Source organism: Nocardia sp. JMUB6875 (assembly GCF_041154655.1).
In the GTDB taxonomy this organism is placed as follows: Bacteria; Actinomycetota; Actinomycetes; order Mycobacteriales; family Mycobacteriaceae; genus Nocardia.
This window is the reverse complement of record NZ_BAAFGR010000069.1, coordinates 22,033-38,758: the sequence shown is the minus strand read 5'-3', so window position 1 is coordinate 38,758 and position 16,726 is coordinate 22,033. Positions and strand designations below refer to the sequence as shown.

19 protein-coding genes are annotated in these 16,726 nt (G+C 69.0%); 4 read left to right on the top strand and 15 right to left on the bottom strand.

Features of this window, described 5'->3' with window-relative positions:
* The coding region (locus tag ACAM49_RS19380; RefSeq protein WP_369636930.1) for a transcriptional regulator at positions 1–2,735 on the top strand (2,735 nt) is incomplete at its 5' end.
* On the opposite strand, the gene ACAM49_RS19375 is transcribed toward ACAM49_RS19380, so the two are convergent.
* From ACAM49_RS19375 to ACAM49_RS19350, 6 genes are all read right to left on the bottom strand, one after another.
* Positions 2,719–3,624 carry a cytochrome c biogenesis CcdA family protein gene (locus tag ACAM49_RS19375; RefSeq protein ID WP_369636929.1) on the bottom strand — a complete coding sequence of 302 codons (906 nt, stop codon included), beginning with the start codon at positions 3,622–3,624 and terminating at the stop codon, positions 2,719–2,721. The two genes, ACAM49_RS19380 and ACAM49_RS19375, sit on opposite strands and share 17 nt — an antisense overlap.
* Positions 3,621–4,379 (bottom strand): DsbA family protein, encoded by a 759-nt coding sequence (locus tag ACAM49_RS19370; RefSeq protein ID WP_369636928.1) that lies wholly within the window; start codon positions 4,377–4,379, stop codon positions 3,621–3,623. The genes ACAM49_RS19375 and ACAM49_RS19370 overlap by 4 nt, the downstream gene beginning before the upstream one ends.
* Before the next feature lie 61 nt (positions 4,380–4,440).
* Positions 4,441–4,866: a hypothetical protein gene (locus ACAM49_RS19365; RefSeq protein ID WP_369636927.1), complete on the bottom strand. Its 426-nt coding sequence runs from the start codon at positions 4,864–4,866 to the stop codon at positions 4,441–4,443.
* A 78-nt stretch (positions 4,867–4,944) separates the two neighbouring features.
* Positions 4,945–5,787 carry an ABC transporter permease gene (locus tag ACAM49_RS19360; RefSeq protein WP_369636926.1) on the bottom strand — a complete coding sequence of 281 codons (843 nt, stop codon included), beginning with the start codon at positions 5,785–5,787 and terminating at the stop codon, positions 4,945–4,947.
* On the bottom strand, positions 5,784–6,794 hold the full coding sequence (locus ACAM49_RS19355) for an ATP-binding cassette domain-containing protein (protein WP_369636925.1): 1,011 nt from the start codon (positions 6,792–6,794) through the stop codon (positions 5,784–5,786). Before ACAM49_RS19355 ends, ACAM49_RS19360 begins: the two co-directional genes overlap by 4 nt.
* Before the next feature lie 84 nt (positions 6,795–6,878).
* A complete protein-coding gene (locus ACAM49_RS19350; protein ID WP_369636924.1) occupies positions 6,879–7,499 on the bottom strand; it encodes a TetR family transcriptional regulator in 621 nt (206 codons plus the stop codon).
* A gap of 128 nt (positions 7,500–7,627) precedes the next feature.
* Here ACAM49_RS19350 and ACAM49_RS19345 point away from each other — a divergent pair, with 128 nt between their 5' ends.
* Complete coding sequence (locus ACAM49_RS19345; protein ID WP_369636923.1) at positions 7,628–8,080, top strand: hypothetical protein; 453 nt, start codon at positions 7,628–7,630, stop codon at positions 8,078–8,080.
* Here ACAM49_RS19345 and menE read toward each other — a convergent pair.
* The 6 genes from menE to ACAM49_RS19315 form a co-directional block, all read right to left on the bottom strand.
* Complete coding sequence (gene menE / locus ACAM49_RS19340) at positions 8,069–9,205, bottom strand: o-succinylbenzoate--CoA ligase (protein ID WP_369636933.1); 1,137 nt, start codon at positions 9,203–9,205, stop codon at positions 8,069–8,071. The two genes, ACAM49_RS19345 and menE, sit on opposite strands and share 12 nt — an antisense overlap.
* Positions 9,206–9,314: 109 nt before the next feature.
* Complete coding sequence (locus ACAM49_RS19335) at positions 9,315–9,605, bottom strand: DUF3349 domain-containing protein (protein ID WP_369636932.1); 291 nt, start codon at positions 9,603–9,605, stop codon at positions 9,315–9,317.
* A 79-nt stretch (positions 9,606–9,684) separates the two neighbouring features.
* On the bottom strand, positions 9,685–9,954 hold the full coding sequence (locus ACAM49_RS19330) for a hypothetical protein (RefSeq protein WP_040813541.1): 270 nt from the start codon (positions 9,952–9,954) through the stop codon (positions 9,685–9,687).
* A 9-nt stretch (positions 9,955–9,963) separates the two neighbouring features.
* Positions 9,964–11,181, bottom strand: coding sequence for an anion permease (locus tag ACAM49_RS19325; RefSeq protein ID WP_369636922.1), 1,218 nt, complete (start codon positions 11,179–11,181; stop codon positions 9,964–9,966).
* A gap of 119 nt (positions 11,182–11,300) precedes the next feature.
* Positions 11,301–11,690, bottom strand: a complete 390-nt coding sequence (locus ACAM49_RS19320) for a VOC family protein (protein WP_369636921.1) — start codon at positions 11,688–11,690, stop codon at positions 11,301–11,303.
* 40 nt (positions 11,691–11,730) lie between these two features.
* On the bottom strand, positions 11,731–12,624 hold the full coding sequence (locus ACAM49_RS19315) for a 1,4-dihydroxy-2-naphthoyl-CoA synthase (protein ID WP_040813622.1): 894 nt from the start codon (positions 12,622–12,624) through the stop codon (positions 11,731–11,733).
* Positions 12,625–12,976: 352 nt separating this feature from the next.
* Here ACAM49_RS19315 and ACAM49_RS19310 point away from each other — a divergent pair, with 352 nt between their 5' ends.
* Entirely contained in the window at positions 12,977–13,423 is a 447-nt protein-coding gene (locus ACAM49_RS19310) for a hypothetical protein (protein WP_369636920.1), read from the top strand.
* A gap of 102 nt (positions 13,424–13,525) precedes the next feature.
* Here ACAM49_RS19310 and ACAM49_RS19305 read toward each other — a convergent pair whose 3' ends face one another.
* Positions 13,526–14,353, bottom strand: coding sequence for a siderophore-interacting protein (locus ACAM49_RS19305; protein ID WP_369636919.1), 828 nt, complete (start codon positions 14,351–14,353; stop codon positions 13,526–13,528).
* Positions 14,354–14,441: 88 nt separating this feature from the next.
* Between ACAM49_RS19305 and menD the strand changes: the two genes are divergently transcribed.
* Positions 14,442–16,076 (top strand): 2-succinyl-5-enolpyruvyl-6-hydroxy-3-cyclohexene-1-carboxylic-acid synthase, encoded by a 1,635-nt coding sequence (gene menD / locus ACAM49_RS19300; protein ID WP_369636918.1) that lies wholly within the window; start codon positions 14,442–14,444, stop codon positions 16,074–16,076.
* 41 nt (positions 16,077–16,117) lie between these two features.
* Here menD and ACAM49_RS19295 read toward each other — a convergent pair whose 3' ends face one another.
* On the bottom strand, positions 16,118–16,333 hold the full coding sequence (locus ACAM49_RS19295; RefSeq protein ID WP_369636917.1) for a hypothetical protein: 216 nt from the start codon (positions 16,331–16,333) through the stop codon (positions 16,118–16,120).
* A gap of 90 nt (positions 16,334–16,423) precedes the next feature.
* Positions 16,424–16,642, bottom strand: a complete 219-nt coding sequence (locus ACAM49_RS19290; RefSeq protein ID WP_369636916.1) for a hypothetical protein — start codon at positions 16,640–16,642, stop codon at positions 16,424–16,426.
* Between the last annotated feature and the right edge of the window lie 84 nt (positions 16,643–16,726).

Below are 16,726 nucleotides of genomic sequence, written 5' to 3'. Positions count from 1 at the left end.
CTGCCGCGCAGTCGGATTCGACCGCGCCACCCGAGCTGACCCTGGCCGGCCCCGGAACCCGCCCGCCCGATGTGGACGGCGGCGGCCGGAATCGGCCGGAGGGTTCCGCCGGTCACGCCGAGAGCAGGCTGTCCGTCGTGCCCGACACGGGCGCGGCCGGGCCTGGTGCACGCCATCCGGGTGCGCGTCCGGCGGGCCGGGCGGCCGGTGCGGCTCAGACCGCCGAGGCGCGAGAGTTGGTGGGCGAGAACGCCATCGGGCTGCGCGCCGCCCCGAATCCGCTGCTGGGCCGGGAAGCCGACCTGACCGCGCTCGAAGGACTGCTGCGCACGTCGCGGGTGGTGACGGTGCTCGGGCCCGGCGGCACCGGAAAGACCCGGATCGCCAATGAACTGGGTGCGCGAATGGCCCACGATACGGCGGTGACGCTGGTGGAATTGGCCTCGCTGCGCGCGGATTCGCAGAATCCGCTCGAGACCCGTGCCGAAATCGAGGTCGCCATCGCGGCCACCCTCGGCGTGGCCGATGTCATGCGGGACCCGCTCACGCCGCGGCCGGTGCACGGCCGCGACATTCGGCAGAAGGTGCGCGAAGCGCTGGGCGTGCGGCCGACGCTGTTGATCCTGGACAACTGCGAGCACCTGATCGAGCCGGTGGCCGAGGTGGTCGCCGATCTGGTGGGCGTCAGCGAGCAGCTGACCGTGCTCACCACCAGTCGCGCACCGCTGGAGATCATGGCCGAGGCCGTGTATCCGTTGCCGCCCTTGACCATCGACGCCGCCGGGTCACCCGCCACCGACCTGTTCGAGGCGCGGGCCCGCGCGGTGCGCCCCTCGGTGCGGCTGGATTCGGACGTGGTGGCCCGCCTCTGCCGCACCCTCGACGGCCTGCCGCTGGCCATCGAACTCGCGGCGGCGCGGGTGCGGACCATGAGCGTGGAGGAGATCGACTCCCGCCTCGACCATCGATTCGCCCTGCTGCGCAGTGGCGATCGCAGTTCACCGCAGCGGCACCGCACCCTGCACGCGGTGATCGAGTGGAGCTGGAATCTGCTCGACGAGCCGCAGCGGGTGGCGTTGCGCCGGTTGTGCCGATTCCCGGCGGGATTCACCCTCGCCGCCGCCGAATACGTGCTGGCCGATCCCGAGATCCTCGATCCAGCGATGGCCGTCGACGGTCTGGTGAGCCAGTCGCTGCTGACGGTGCTCGAGGACGAGGAGGGCGGCACCCGCTACCGGATGCTGGAGACCGTCCGCGAATTCGGTGAGGAGCAGCTGGCCTTCACCGGTGAGTCCGACCTGGTCATGACTCGAATGTCGAAGTGGGCCAGTGATTTCGCGGTCGAGACCGCGCGCCGCTACCACACCACCGAGCAGGTGCGGGCGGTGCTGAGCCTGGCCGCCGACATGGACAACCTGATCGCCGTGCTGCGCTACGCGCTCGAGCGGCGCGACACGGAGACCGTCCACGCCGTGTACCCGGTCCTGGCCGGGCTGTGGGTCATGCGCGGCGCGCACGCCGAACTGATGAGCTGGTCCCCGCGCATCGTCGCGCTGCCGCCCACGACCTTTCCGACCGACTCGGCCGCGACCGACCTGCTCATCTACGGCCAGCTGATGCTCGGCATGCACATGATGTTCGGCGGCTTCGACCTGCGCGAGGCGGCCCGGGTGCGGATCACGCTGCGCCGCATCCTGGCATCGGATGCGCCGATGAGCCCGGTCGCCAGGTATCTCGGCGAACTGGTCACCCGGTCTCGCAACACCACGCAGCTGGCCCGCCGGCTGAGCGCCGGTGTGCGGTCGCCGGATGAGCAGATCCAGGTGGCCGCACTGTTGTTGCGCGCCAACCTGTGTGAGAACGACGGCAAAGTGTACCGCTCCATCCGGGACGCGGAGATCGCCATGGACATCAGCGGCGACGCGGATGCCTGGGGCACCGCCATGACCACCCAGCACCTCGGCAGCATGTACGGGCAGTCGGCGCGCTATGCGGAGGCGGTCGGGTACTACCGGCGGGCGGTCGACCTGCTCGAGGAGTTGCGGGCCTGGGACGAGGCCGTCGAGATGCGCGGATTCTTGTCGGTGACGCTGTCGGGTGTGGGCGACCCCGCATCGGCGCGGCAGGCGCTGGAGCCCGCCCTCGCGGTGGTCGCCGCACCGCCCCTGCACGACACGGTGCTCAAACCCAACCACCGCGTCGCCGCGGTGACGGCCGCACTGGCCGAAATCGAACTCGCCGAAGGGAATATCGACACCGGGCTGCGCCGCTACCGGCAGCTTCCCGCGCTCATGGATTGGCCGCACAATGTCGGGATGCCGGGCCCGGCGACCTTCATCTTCGTGTCGGCGGCCATCGACGCCCATGTGCTGCACGGCCGTTCCGAGGAACTGGGCCGGATCGTGCCGGAGCTCACCGGCATCGCGGTGGACGTGCTCGGCGGCCAGTATTGGGACCTGCCGCAGATCGGCGCGGTGAGCTGCGCGATCGGCACCTACCTGGTGGCCACCGGACACCAGGTCGAGCAGGGGCTGGAGCTGATCGCCCTGACGCCGAAGGTTTTCGGACGCCAGGACTACTCGGTCATGCAGTGGCAGTGGCACTTGGATCTGCATCGCCCGCGGGTCGGGGACGAGCGGATCGCGGCCGCACAGGACGCGGTGGCGAGCCTGGGCCGCCGCCGCGCCGCCGAACGGATCATGGCCAATCTTCAGGTCGTCAACGGGACGTTCTGAGCGGTTCGGAGCGCTCCGAATCCGCCTCGGGGTCTGCCGAATCCGACTCGGGTGCCTCGGATTCGGCCGTGCCGGTGCGCAGCAGCCGCCAGGCCAGCACCCCCAGCGCGAGCGCGGCGAGCACCAGCAGCACGGTGCTGTTGGAGACCAGATCGCCCAGCTGCCGCACCTTGTTCTCCATGGCGAATTCGGTGTCGGCACTGAGGATTCCGGGCAGTGCGGCGGTGCCGTCGAAGGCCAGGAACAGCGCGCCCAGCGCAATGAAGAACAGGCCCGACAGCACCGAGGTGGTGTGCAGTTCCACACGGCCGATTCGGAAGGTGCGCCCGCGCAACCACTTTCGTTTGCCCAGCTCGAAACGGTCCCACAGCGAGGCCAGCACGAACAGCGGTGCGGCCAGGCCCAGGGCGTAGACCGCGAGCAGCAGTCCGCCGTGCACCGGTGAGCCGCCGACGGCCGCCACCGCGAGGATGGAGCCCAGGATCGGGCCCGCGCAGAAGCCCGCCAGGCCGTAGACCAGGCCCAGTAGATACACCGCGCCCGCCTGCTCGGGCCGCCCCTGCTTGGCGGCCGCGCGCTGGGCGAAGCCGAAAGCGAAACCGCGGCCGAGGATTTGGATGACGCCCAGCACGATGATGGTCCAGCCGCCGATGGCGATCAGCAGCTCGCGATGCCCGACCAGCAGCCGCCCGGCCATCGAGCCCGCCGCGCCGAGCGGGACCAGGGTGGTGCACAGGCCCAGGTAGAAGATGCCGGTGCGGGCCAGCAGCTTGCCCTGATTCTCGAAGGAGTAGGCGAAGAAGCTGGGCAGTAGCAGCGCGCTGCACGGGCTCAGCAGTGCCAGCAGTCCACCCAGGAAGGCCGCGAAAAACCCGATGCCGCCGGTCATTCCGTGGCCTGCCCGGCGGTCGTGCGGGCGGCGTCGATGGCCGCGCGGAATTGCTCGATGGGCTGCGCGCCCAGGATCGGGCGGCCGTTGATCAGGAAGGCCGGGGTGGAATTGACCCCGATGCCGATGCCCTCGTTCACATCCGCCTGCACGGCCGCGGTGGCGGCGGGGGAGTCCAGATCGGCGCGGAATTTCTCGATATCGGGAACGCCCGCCGCACCGGCCAATTCGACGAGCTTGTCACGGGTGAACGCGCCGGTGTTCTTCTTCTCGGGCGTGTGGTCGAACAGCGCCCTGTGGTACTCCCAGAACTTGCCCTGCTGCCCGGCCGCCCAGGCCGCGCGCGAGGCGTCCTCGGATTCCGCGCCGAAAATGGCCATGCTGCGCCATTCGATGCGCAGCACGCCCTGGTCGACGTATTGCGAGACGAGCTGGGGCTCGATCTTGGTGGCGAACACCTTGCAGAACGGGCACTGGAAATCCGAGTACTCGACCATTACGACCGGCGCGTCGGCACGGCCCATGGCGAGCGGATCCTTGGCATCGCGCTTGGCCATCTTCGCCAGCTGCGCGTACATGGGATTGGTCTCGGTCGCCGCCGCGGCGGGCTTGTCGGATTTCTTGTCCGAACCCACCATTTGAATCGCGGCAATGGCGAGCAGTCCGATCGCCGCGATGACGGCGAGTCCGGCGAAGGTTTTTCTGCGGTTGGAATTGGGTTTTCTACGCTTGGAATTCGTGGTCTTTCGGGACATGCGTGTACTCCTCAACGGCCGCATCGAGAATGACGAAAAGGTGCTGGATCATTCAGAGGGTCTAAATGATCAGCACGGTCGTCAGATGCGGAGCCGCCACCGCGAGGGTGGGCGCGCGAGGTTGCTTCCCGATCGAAAGCGGTTGGGGTGACCGGAATTCCGGTTCGAGGGCGGTGCAGTCGGCGACCAGCTGGTCGCCGATCACCCGCGGCGGGGTGGCGAGGGTGCCCGTTGGATCGGAGGCCGGATGTTCCTGCCTGCGGCACGACGGCATCGGGTCGACCGCTTGGTGCCCGGAATCCTTGACCACGTGCGTCTGGACGGCGGCCACGCTCGGTGTGCTCGATTCGAGCATCGAAAGCCGCTGTGACGAGCCCCATCCCGCGACCGCGGCGATGAGCCCCATGACGATCACGATTCCCGTGAAAAGCGCACCCCAATACGGCCGAATGGACTTTCGGCATAGCGGGGCGGTTGCGGGATTCACCGAACCGACCATAACAGAACGCCCGCCCATCGATTTTCTCGATGGACGGGCGTCCCAACCGCGGGGCGACCGGTCGCGTCAGGCGCGCCGCATGTACGCCTTCACCGCGAGCGGGGCGAAGACCGCGATCACCACGATGGAGCCGACGATCGACCAGAGCAGGTTCGAGCTGTAGACATTGCCGTTCATCAGCTCGCGGGCCGCATTGACCATGTAGTAGATCGGGTTGGCCTTGTTGATGCCCTGCAGCCAGCCCGGCATGGTCGAGACCTGGGCGAACGCGCCGGACATGAAGGTCAGCGGGAACATGATCATCATCGAGACGCCCTGCACCGCGGCCGCGCTCTTGCCGGTGATGCCGACCAGCGCCCAGATCCAGCTCACCGCGAACGAGCAGAACACCACGACCAGACCCGCGACGACCACACCGACGACGCCGCCGGCCGGCCGGTAGCCCAGGATCAGGCCCATGCCCACGGTGAGCACGGTAGCCAGCCCGTAGCGCACCATATCGGCGATGAGCGCCCCCGCCAGCGCCGAAATGCGGGCGATGGGCAGGGATTTGAACCGGTCGAAGACGCCCTTGTCCATGTCCTCGCGGAGCTGGGTGCCGGTGACCACGGAGGTCAGCACGACCGTCTGGACCAGAATGCCGGGAATCAGGATCGGCAGGTAATCGTGCACATTGCCGCCGATCGCCCCGCCGAAGATGTAGGCGAACAGCGCGGTGAACAGGATCGGCTGCACGGTGACGTCGAACAGCTGCTCCGGATTGTGTTTGATCTTCAGGATGCCGCGGTAGGCCATGGTGAGCGAATTCGCCACGGTCTGCTGGAACGGAATGTGGTTGCTTACTTCGGGAATGGGTGCGGCGGTGGCCGCGTGCCGCCCGGTGACAGGGGCGGTGAGAGTCGTGGTCATGCCGCGCTCCGTTCGGTCTCGTCGGTGTCGTCCTCGGCGGCGTGCCCGGTGAGTGCGAAGAACACTTCGTCCAGGCTCGGCTTGGCGACATTGATCTCGTCGACCCGGATGTCGTGCTCCCGCAGCCGGATCAGGATGTCGGTGGTGATGGAGGGGTCGGGCAGGGGAGCGGTGATGCGCCCCGCCTCGGGGGTGATGGTGGCCTCGACGCTCCGGCCCGCCGCGTGGGAGAGCAGCTCGCCCACCAGGTTTCGCGCCTCCTCGATGCGGTCGCGCTCGGCCAGCGTCAGCTGCAACGCGGACAGCCCGACCGAGGACTTGAGCTCGTCGGAGGTGCCGTCGGCGATGACCTTGCCGCGGTCGATGACCGCGATCCGGTCGGCCAGCTGATCGGCCTCGTCCAGGTACTGCGTGGTGAGCAGCACGGTCGAGCCCTCCCGCACCAGCCGCCGGATGGTGTCCCACATCTGGGCGCGGGTGCGCGGATCGAGGCCGGTGGTCGGCTCGTCCAGGAACAGCAGCGGCGGGCGCGAGATCAGGCTGGCGGCCAGGTCCAGGCGGCGGCGCATGCCGCCGGAGAAGTTCTCCAGGGGCTTGTCGGCGGCGTCGGTCAGCCCGAACTCCTCGAGCAGGTCGGCCGACTTGCGCCGCGCATCGGACTTGGACAGGCCCAGCAGCCGCGAGAAGATGATGAGATTCTCGGTGGCGGTGAGCTTTTCGTCGACGGAGGCGTACTGGCCGGTCACGCCGATCAGCGAGCGCACCGCGGTCGGCTCGGCGAGCACGTCGCGGCCGAAGATCCGGGCGCTGCCGCCGTCGGGGCGCAGCAGGGTGGCCAGCATGCGGATGGTGGTGGTCTTGCCGGCTCCGTTGGGTCCGAGTACGCCGTAGACAGCCCCCCGCGGCACCGCGAGACTCACGCCGTCGACGGCCCGCTGCTCCCCGAAGACCTTGACCAAGCCGTCCGCCTCGATGGCGAGAGGTTCAGCAGGTGTGTAAGAAGTCATGGCTACACCTTGCGGGCCGGGTCTTGCACCCCCCTTGCACCGCGATTGCGTCCCCCGCGCAAGCGGCGGACGCGCGCACGCAAGTCAGCTCGACAGCTCCAGGGCGGCCGGTACCGCCGCGAACGCGCCGCGCAGGCCCTCGAGCAGCGCGGCCCGCCCGCCCTTGCCGGCGTCGTAGACCCAGGCCCGGCCCGCGATGCTCCACGCGGTGGTGGTCAGTTCGGCCAGGATCTGCGGCCGCAGATCATCGGGCGCGAGACCGAGCTTGTCCCTGAGCAGCGCCACGGCCTCCTTCTCGACACCCGACCGGTAGTAGTCGATGTGTCCCATGAGCGCGGGTGCGGTCAGGACCAATCGTCGCGTGGCGATGTAGCGCTCGTCCCAGTCCGGCGGCAGGTCGGCGGCGGTCGTGGCGAGGGCGTCCCGCAGCGCGGTCAACGTCGAACCCGACAGCTCCCGATCTCCCAGTGCCGCAAGGTAACTCGACCAGAGCTCGGTTTCCGCCTCGATGGCCACCGCCTCCTTCGTGGCGAAGGCGCGGAAGAAGGTGCTGCGCGAGACCTCGGCCTCGTCGACCAGCTGCTCGATCGTGGTGGCGTCGAAACCCTGCTCGGTGAACAGCCGCAGCGCGGCATCGGCGAGGGCCCGGCGGGTGCGCAGTCGCTTGCGTTCGCGCAGGGGGAGGGAGCGGTCGTCGGTGGCCATGCCGGAATCCTAGCCGGACGAGCCGGAGTCACGAAAAAAACTAAGTTCCAATTGGGACTTGCGCACGAATGGAACTCAGTGTCAGAATCTAATCACCAACGAAGCACCACCTGATCGAGGAGATCGACATGAGCACCACCGCCACCATCACCCTGAACCCGTCGATCATCGGCCAGGCCGAGAAGCACCACACCGCGGTGCTGTCGCTGGCGCTGTCGGGCACCACGCTCGACGAGAAGCAGTGGATCACCCTGAACCAGGCGCTGGCCGCCGGCGCCGCGGTCGAGCGGGACGCGCACATCGCGCGGATCGCCACCATGACGCAGTGGGCTCCGGCCGCGGTCGCGGACGCGCTGTCCGCGCTGCTGGAGTCCGGACTGCTGGCGGCGCAAGGGGATCGGATCGAGGTCACCGAGGTCGGTCGCGCGATGGTCGGCCGGGTGCGCGCCGAGTCCGGGCGAATCGTCAACGCCGCCTACGGTTCCGTGTCGCCGGAGGACCTGGCGACCGTGGCCCGGGTGCTGACCGTCATCACGGCGCGGATGGCCGAGGAGCTGGCCGGGGCCGAATCAGCTCGGTGACGCGGCCAGCAGCAATTCGCGCAGCCGCGCCCGGTCGGGCTTGCCCGGGCCGCGCAGCGGAAGTTCGTCCAGCACAGCCAGTTCGCGCGGGGCGGCGATGGCGTCCAGCTCGGCGACCACGTGTTCACGCAGTTCGTCGAGGCTCGGGGCCGTCGCGCCCGGGGCAGGGACGATGGCCGTCGCCACGCGCTGGCCGAGACGTTCGTCGGGGAGGCCGAGGACCACGCATTCGGAGACGGCCGGGTGCGTGATCAGGACGGCCTCGACGACCTGGGGGATGACCAGCAGGCCGCCGGTCATGATGGCCTCGTCGAGGCGGCCGGTAATGGTGAGCACGCCGTTCTCGAAGTGGCCGGCGTCCTCGGTGCGGAACCAGCCGGGTTCGGCGAAGGCGGGATGGTCGGCGATATTGCGGTAGCCCTTGGCGACCATGTCGCCGCCGAGCAGCACCCGGCCCTCCTCGATGCGTACCTTGGTGCCCGTCAGCGGTACTCCCTCGTACACGCAGCCGCCGCAGGTCTCGCTCATGCCGTAGGTGCGGAACACGGTGATGCCCGCCGCCCGCGCTCGCTCCAATACCGGCTTCGGGGTGGCGGCCCCGCCGACCAGCACCCCGTCCAGCGAGGCCAGCGCCGCGGTGGCGGCCGGCTCGTCGAGGGCCTTGATGAGCTGGGTCGGGACCAGCGAGGTGTAGCGGCGCTCGCCGCGCATGCTCGCGATCGCGCCGACCAGCGCCTCGGGCAGGAAGCCGCCGGAGACGTCGAGCGTGATCGGTTCGGTCCCGGCCAGAATGCTGCGCAGCAACACCTGGATGCCCGCGATGTGATGGGTCGGCAAGGCCAGCAACCACTGCCCGGGACCGCCCAGGCGCTCGTGGGTGGCGTCGCCGCTGGCCCGCAGATTGGCCGGGGTGAGCATGGCGCCCTTGGGGTTTCCGGTGGTGCCGGAGGTGGTGACCACCAGGGCCACGTCCTCGTCGATCTCCTCGCCGGGCCGCAGGCTGCCGCTCAGCCGCTGGGTCTCGCGGCGGTCGGCGGTCGGTACCGGGAGCCAGGCCGGGCCGTTGCCCTCCAAGGCCTCTCGGAGATGCGGCAATACTTCGCCCACCGCTGCGCCGGTGGGCATGGGAAGGATTCGGAGGGTATTGCTCACGTTCGCGATCGTGTCATTCCGTGGGGTGGCGGCGCGCGGAGGGGTCGGCGCCCGGTTGTCGATTGCTGAAGGTCGAGTGCGGTCAGTCGGACGTCGGTGTCGCCAGCGGCCATCCACCGGCTGCGAGCCTGGAGGCCACCCGAGCGATATCGTCCTCGCCGGGCTGCTCCTTGGCAACTCGGGCAATCGCCGCCTCGATGTCGGCGCGCTCGATGTCGGAGGCGGCCACGCGCTCGCGGATCAGCTCCTCCACCACCAGGTGCACCTCGTAATCGGTGAGCCTGCGGTGCAGCACCGCCAGCAGTGCCACATAGTCCGATTGCGGGATGCCCTGCGGGTATCCGGCTCTCAGCCAGTCCAGCACCTTCTGCATCACATTGGTGCGCGGCGTCGGATCGGATGACGGTTGTTCTGCGGGGGTGCTCACGAGCGTGCCTTTCGATGAGGCGGCGTCACGCGCCGAGCAGGTGAATGCCGAGCCGGGTGGCCAGGAAGCCGCGTGCGATGAACAGCACACCGACCACCACCGCGATCATGACGACCGCGAAGCAGAGGGTGGACGCGACCAGGGCCGCGGTCCGCGTGGTTCCGGTCGCGCCGTCGTCGACCTGGGCCCGGCAGCGGATGCCGACCGCGAACACGGTCGGCAGTCCGGCCCCGAAGATCAACGCGGCCAGCATGACTCGCCACAGGTCGGAGAGGTTGTGCAGCAGGGAGTGCATCGCGGTCTCCTAACGCATTCCGACGGTGTCGTCATTGCGGCGAACCGCGGGGGCGTCCTTGCCGTGGGGCTGGGCGGCCGGGGCCGCGGTGTCCTCCCAGTCGTCGGTGACGTTGTGCGAGTTCACCACCGCGCGCTTGGACCGGAACCAGATGAACGCGGCCATGGCGATCAGCAGCGCGAACACCACCAGCACACCGGCCGTGCCGCCGATGCCGTGCAGCAGGCCCCAGCAGATCGCGCCCACCACACCGGCCAGCGGCAGCGTCAGCACCCAGGCCGTGACCATGCGCCCGAGCACGCCCCAGCGCACCTCCGCGCCGGGCCGTCCGATGCCGGAGCCGAGGATGGATCCGGTCACCACCTGGGTGGTGGACAGCGGCAGGCCGAAGTGGGCCGAGGTGAGAATGATCGCCGCGCTGGTGGATTCGGCGGCGAAGCCCTGCGGCGGCGCGATGTCGACCAGGCCCTTGCCCAGGGTGCGGATGATGCGCCAGCCGCCCAGGCAGGTGCCGGCGGCCATGGCGATGGCGCAGGACACGATCACCCACAGCGGCAGCGGATCGCTGGCCTTGGCGGAACCGTGCGCGATCAGCGCCAGGAAGATGATGCCCATGGTCTTCTGCGCGTCATTGGTGCCGTGCGCCAGCGAGACCAGGGAGGCGGTGCCGATCTGTCCCCAGCGGAAGCCGCCCGCGACGGTCTTCTCATTGCTGCCCTTGGTGATCCGGTAGACCACCCAGGAGGCGATGGAGGCGACCAGCGCGGCCACGATCGGGGACAGCAGGGCCGGGATGATGATCTTGGCGATCACGCCCTTGCTGCCGTGCGCCCAGATCACGCCGTGCAGGCCCAGCGCCGCGATGGTGGAACCGATGAGACCGCCGAACAACGCGTGCGAGGAACTCGACGGCAAACCCAGCAGCCAGGTGAACAGATTCCACAGGATGCCGCCGACGAGACCGGCGAAGACGATGTCGAGCAGCGCCCGCCCGCTCACCTCCGACAGGTCCACGATGCCCTCGGCGACCGTCGCGGCGACGGCCACACTGAGGAAGGCGCCGATCAGATTCAGCGCCCCGGACAGGAGTACGGCGGTACGCGGACGGAGCGCACCGGTCGCGATGGAGGTAGCCATCGCGTTCGCGGTGTCGTGGAATCCGTTGGTGAAGTCGAATGCCAAGGCTGTGCAAACAACGATCAGCAGAACGAGCAGTTCGGCAGACACACCGATCAGTCTGCGCTATACCCTTTACGCTCCGTTAACCGGTGCCCCCCGACGCATTTCACAGTTACCTTCGTGCTAAGGGGTGGCGGCCCGCGGACGCGCGGATTCCGGCGGTGCGGTCAGTCGCCCCGGATGTCCCGGCGGATCGGGTGATTCGCCGGAATCTCCACGAAGATCAGGGGCACCCCGTCGGGGTCGCGGACCCACATTTCGATGAGTCCCCACGGCTCCTGCCGGGGTGCGCGCTCGATCTCGATCCCGCGCAGCGCGAGTTCGGCCGCGGTGTCGCCACAATCACGAACCTGCAGCCAGAGTGCTCCGGAGAACCCGCCCGGAGCGTCCTCCGCCCGCCCGTGCCCGGCCACCTCGACCAGCGACTGCCCGGCGAAAAAGACCGTCCCGCCCGGATACTCGCGGGCGATGGCCAGCCCGAGCCCGTCGCGGTAGAACGCCAGCGTCCGCTCGTAATCGGCCGGTCGCAGGATGACCCGACTGCTCAGTATCTCCATGAGTGCAGCATGACAGCTTGCCGTTTGCTGCTGCCCGGATTCAGAAGTAGTAGGGGTAGGGCTTCCAGTCCGGTTCGCGCTTCTCGAGGAAGGCGTCGCGGCCCTCGACCGCTTCGTCGGTCATATAGGCCAGGCGGGTCGCCTCACCTGCGAAGAGCTGCTGACCGACCAGCCCGTCGTCCTGAAGGTTGAAGGCGTACTTCAGCATCCGGATCGCCTGCGGCGACTTGCCGAGAATGTCGGCCGACCACTCCAGCGCGACATCCTCGAGCTGCTCGTGATCCACGACCGCGTTGACCGCACCCATCTGGTGCATCTCCTCGGCCGTGTAGGGCCGCCCCAGGAAGAAGATCTCGCGGGCGAACTTCTGCCCCACCATCTTCGCCAGGTAGGCGCTGCCGTACCCGGCGTCGAAGCTGCCCACATCGGCGTCGGTCTGCTTGAACCGCGCGTGCTCGCGCGAGGCCAGGGTGAGGTCGCACACCACGTGCAGGCTGTGCCCGCCGCCCGCGGCCCAGCCGTTCACCAGCGCGATGACCACCTTGGGCATGAAGCGGATGAGCCGCTGCACCTCGAGGATGTGCAGTCGCCCGGCGCGCGCGACGTCCACGGTGTCGGCGGTCTCGCCGGAGGCGTACTGGTAGCCGCTGCGCCCGCGGATGCGCTGGTCGCCGCCGGAGCAGAAGGCCCAGCCGCCGTCCTTGGGGCTGGGTCCGTTGCCGGTGAGCAGGACCGCGCCGACGTCGGGGGTCATGCGGGCGTGATCCAGGGCGCGGTAGAGCTCGTCGACGGTGTGCGGCCGGAAGGCGTTGCGTACCTCGGGGCGATCGAAGGCGATCCGGACGGTGCCCTGGTCGATGTGCCGGTGGTACGTGATGTCGGTGAGGTTCTCGAATCCCGGAACGGGCCGCCACAGCGTCGCATTGAAGGTCACGGGTCTGAACATACTGTTCCGGTTCGCGCCGTGGTGAAGGCCCACCGCAGTTCGGCGCGGTGTTTTGCGCGTCACTCGAAAATCGCGGCGGCGGAATTCGGCCATCGGACAAGGCCGCTGATTGTTAGCGGGATGGATTGCCCGATGGCACGATCGGACGCTTGCTCCTCCTGGTCGGAGCACGCGGACCCGGCGGTAACCGAAAGTGAAACGCTGCCAACCGATTGCGGAGGGCTTACAGTGCTGTTGCTGCTGTGGCAGTAGCAGCGCATTGGCATCGTGTGTGCGGGGACACCGGTGCGTATAGTTGCGTGCGCTCGTTCATCGAAAAACTATCCGGAGGAACCTGAAAGTGGTTGCAGCACTGTCTGAATCCCTGCTCGATGACGCCAAGCGTCCGGCCTTCATCGCCGACGCGGAGAAGGTTCTGGACGAGGAGGTGTCGGACAAGGGCGGCGCGTCGGGCCTCGTCGTCAAGGGCGGCTACGCCGCGATCAAGAAGGTCAGCCCCTCGATCGTGGGTGACGCGCTGACCTCTTTCGCGCCCAAGTTCGTCGAGCAGCTCGAGCCGTACTGGGCCGAGTACCAGAACGGCGGCGCGGCGTCGTTCGCCGATCTGCTGGTCGCCAAGCAGGACGAGGTGGCCGACGCGCTGCTGTCGGTGACCGACGCGCGTGCCGAGGCGTCCTCGCGTCCGGCGCTGACCAAGGTCTACAACTCCATGCGCTCGTCGGCGAAGAAGCATGTCACCGAGGCGCTTCCGCGTCTGGGTGAGCTGGTGCAGAAGCACGCTGGTTAATAAGACCGACCGGTTCGCGGCCCGGCGAGGGGCCGCGAACAGTCTGGTGATGCGAGGCCCGCGAGGTGGTTCCCGGGCACTCGCCCCCTCTTCTCCGCGTAATCAGCCCTGGGACTTGCCGACTCGCCAGTAGCCGGTGAAAGTGATGTCCGCCTTGGGAATCTCGCGCTCCTGCGCCAGATGCCGCCGCACGCCCGCGGCCAGCTTCTGCTCGCCCGCGACGAAGGCGTAGACGCCCCGGCTCGGAAGGTCCGCCCCGCGTACCGTCTCGGCCGCCAGCGCGCCCACCTCGGCGTGCGCGTCCGTGCGGACCAGCCAGTTCACCTGCACGCCTTCGGGTTCGCCCAGTTCCTGCGCGTCCTCGGCGTGCGGAATCTCGATATAGGCCGCGCCCTTGGTCCCGCGCGGCAGCGACCGCAGCACGCCCGCGATGGCGGGCAGCGCGCTCTCGTCGCCGACCAGCAGCGTCCAATCACTGTGGTCGGGAGCCTGATACATGATGCCCTCGTCGAGGATGCCGGCCTTGGACCCGGGCGTGGCATTGTTCGCCCAGGCCGAGGCCGGGCTGTCGTCGCCGTGCGAGACGAAGTCGATGTCGATCTCGGCCGTGCTGCCGAACTCCCCGAAACCGGCGGCCCGGTAGTCGCGCACGGTGTAGTTGCGCGCCAGCGGGCGGTGCTCCTTGCCCATCATGAGGTACTGCGCGTACCAGCCCAGATTGCTGGCCGAGGTGGGCAGCTTGAGGCTGCCGTCGCGCCCGGGCGTGAACAGCCGGAACCACTGGTCGAAGCCCATGGCGGTGAAGCCCGCCAGGCCCTGCCCGCCCACGGTGACGCGGACGAAATTGGGGCTGATCCGTTTGCTGGCCAGGACTTCCGCGGTGAGGATCTCGCGGTGCTCGGGCTTGACATACTTGCTGCGCTTCGCCATTCGCTTAGGTTAGCAAAGCCTAACTTACCAGCATAGGTGTGAGCGGGGCGACGCAGCGCTCCGGGCCGCTGTCTGAGAGGCTGGAGGCGTGAATCCTTCGACTGCACAGGCGCACGTCGTCGTCGACGAGCTGGCGCGCGGCGGAGTCCGGGACGTCGTCCTGTGCCCCGGATCGCGAAACGCGCCGCTGGCCTTCGCATTACAGGCCGCGGACCAGGCCGGGCGCATCCGGCTGCACATGCGGATCGACGAGCGCAGCGCCGGATTCCTGGCCATCGGCCTGGCCGCCGCGAGCGGCCGCCCGGTGCCCGTCGTCATGACCTCCGGCACCGCCGTCGCCAATCTGGGCCCGGCCGTGCTCGAGGCCAACTACGCCCGCGTGCCGCTGATCGTGCTCAGCGCCAACCGCCCCTACGAGATGCTCGGCACCGGCGCGAACCAGACCGTCGAACAGTTCGGGCTCTTCGGTAGCCAGGTGCGCGCCGCCATCAGTCTCGGACTGGCCGAGGCCGAACCCGACGACCCGCGGTACTCCAAGCAGAACAGCGTCTGGCGCTCGGCGGTGTGCCGGGTGCTGGCCGCCGCCCGCGGCACCCGCTCCGGCAATGCCGGACCCGTGCACTTCGACATCCCGCTGCGCGAACCCCTGGTCCCGGACCTGGCCGCCGGGGACGCGCTGCCGCCCGGCCGGGACGGCGAACGGCCCTGGACGGCAACGCAATACGCCACCCTCGATGTGCCCCTGGACATCGATCTGACCCCGGACACCGTGGTCATCTCCGGGCACGGTGCGGGCCATCGCCCCGAGCTCGCGGCGCTGCCCACCGTCGCCGAACCGACCGCGCCCATGCACGGCCCGGCCCTGCATCCGCTGGCGCTGGGACTGCTGAAGCCCAAGCAGGCCATCATCACCGGCCGCCCCACCCTGCACCGGCAGGTGTCGAAGGTGCTGGCCGATCCCGAGATCACGGTGTTCGCGCTGACCACCGGCCCGCGCTGGCCCGATGTCTCGGGCAATGTGGTCGGCACGGGCACCCGCGCGGTCACCTCCGGCGCGCCGCGGCCGGAGTGGCTCGAGCAGTGCCGGGATCTGAACGAGAAGGCCGTCAATGTCGTTCGCGCCGAACTGGCCGGACACCCGAAGCCGACCGGCCTGCATGTGGCGGCCGTGGTCATGGACGCCCTGCACGAGGGCGATCAGCTGCTGCTCGGCGCGTCCAACCCGGTGCGCGACGCGGCGCTGGTCTCGCAGCCGCGGCCCGGCGTGCGGGTGCTGTCCAATCGCGGTGTGGCCGGTATCGACGGCACCGTGTCGGCGGCGGTCGGCGCGGCGCTCACCCATCCCGGCCGCACGGTCGCGCTGATGGGCGACCTGACCTTCCTGCACGACGCGTCCGGCCTGCTCATCGGCCCGGGCGAGCCGCGGCCGGAGGACCTCACCATCGTGGTCGCCAATGACGACGGCGGCGGCATCTTCGAACTGCTCGAACAGGGCGATCCGCAGTACGCGGGCGTGTTCGAACGGGTCTTCGGCACCCCGCACGGCATGGATCTGGCCGCGCTGTGCGCCGCCTACCGGATTCCGCACCGCCAGGTCGACCCGGCGGAACTGGCGGTCGAGCTGACCGGCAATGCCCACGGCATGCGGGTGCTCGAGGTCGCCACCGAGCGGTCGAGCCTGCGGGAACTGCATGCCACCGTGCGGGCCGGCGTCTCGAATTAGCCTGGGCGGGAGCCTTTCGGCTCGAGTGCGGGCAGAGCCGGTCAGTAATCGCTACCGGCGCTGTCCTCGCGATCGTCGTCCAGGGGGACCGGAATCGACTGTTCGACCAGGTCTCCCTCGGAGGCGGTCCAGCCGATGTCCGCGGCCGGGACGTCGGTGATCTCGGAATCGGAGTCGAGCACCTCGTCCACCGGATAGGCGGGGATGCTCTGCTCCACCGAATCGGCCTCGGGCACTGAATCGATGCGATCGATCATCGGATGCTCCTCTCTGCCGGGTGAGCCATGCCGTGCAGTGGGCCACCTCCGAGGATGCGCTCGATCGAGTCGCTCGGCAACCGTCGGTGATCATTCGTCGGGCAGCGGGCCGTCGTCGGCGGGGTGTTCGACCAGGGCCAATACGCGTCCGGCCATGAATCGGGCAGTACGAACCGAACTCCCGGTTCGTGTCACTTCGCTCACTTCCACGATGCCGCGGGCAATGCGCGTCTCTATCCGCCGGCCCGCTCTGGTCGCGATAATTTCGTAGTTCCGAGATCCGTCGCCGGTGTCGACGACGATCTCCACACGATCACCTTTCATCTATCAATTCTCCTCCCTACCAGCGCTTTTCGCCGCTGATCCCGCCTAACGAACCGGTTGCGACGCGGC

Bases quoted from the DNA above. Each gene is read 5' to 3' on its own strand.
- ACAM49_RS19375 (WP_369636929.1), bottom strand. From the start codon at position 3,624: ATGACCGGCGGCATCGGGTTTTTCGCGGCCTTCCTGGGTGGACTGCTG.
- ACAM49_RS19370 (WP_369636928.1), bottom strand. From the start codon at position 4,379: ATGTCCCGAAAGACCACGAATTCCAAGCGTAGAAAACCCAATTCCAAC.
- ACAM49_RS19360 (WP_369636926.1), bottom strand. From the start codon at position 5,787: ATGACCACGACTCTCACCGCCCCTGTCACCGGGCGGCACGCGGCCACC.
- ACAM49_RS19355 (WP_369636925.1), bottom strand. From the start codon at position 6,794: ATGACTTCTTACACACCTGCTGAACCTCTCGCCATCGAGGCGGACGGC.
- ACAM49_RS19350 (WP_369636924.1), bottom strand. From the start codon at position 7,499: ATGGCCACCGACGACCGCTCCCTCCCCCTGCGCGAACGCAAGCGACTG.
- ACAM49_RS19345 (WP_369636923.1), top strand. From the start codon at position 7,628: ATGAGCACCACCGCCACCATCACCCTGAACCCGTCGATCATCGGCCAG.
- menE (WP_369636933.1), bottom strand. From the start codon at position 9,205: ATGCCCACCGGCGCAGCGGTGGGCGAAGTATTGCCGCATCTCCGAGAG.
- ACAM49_RS19335 (WP_369636932.1), bottom strand. From the start codon at position 9,605: ATGCAGAAGGTGCTGGACTGGCTGAGAGCCGGATACCCGCAGGGCATC.
- ACAM49_RS19330 (WP_040813541.1), bottom strand. From the start codon at position 9,954: ATGCACTCCCTGCTGCACAACCTCTCCGACCTGTGGCGAGTCATGCTG.
- ACAM49_RS19320 (WP_369636921.1), bottom strand. From the start codon at position 11,690: ATGGAGATACTGAGCAGTCGGGTCATCCTGCGACCGGCCGATTACGAG.
- ACAM49_RS19305 (WP_369636919.1), bottom strand. From the start codon at position 14,353: ATGGCGAAGCGCAGCAAGTATGTCAAGCCCGAGCACCGCGAGATCCTC.
- ACAM49_RS19295 (WP_369636917.1), bottom strand. From the start codon at position 16,333: ATGATCGATCGCATCGATTCAGTGCCCGAGGCCGATTCGGTGGAGCAG.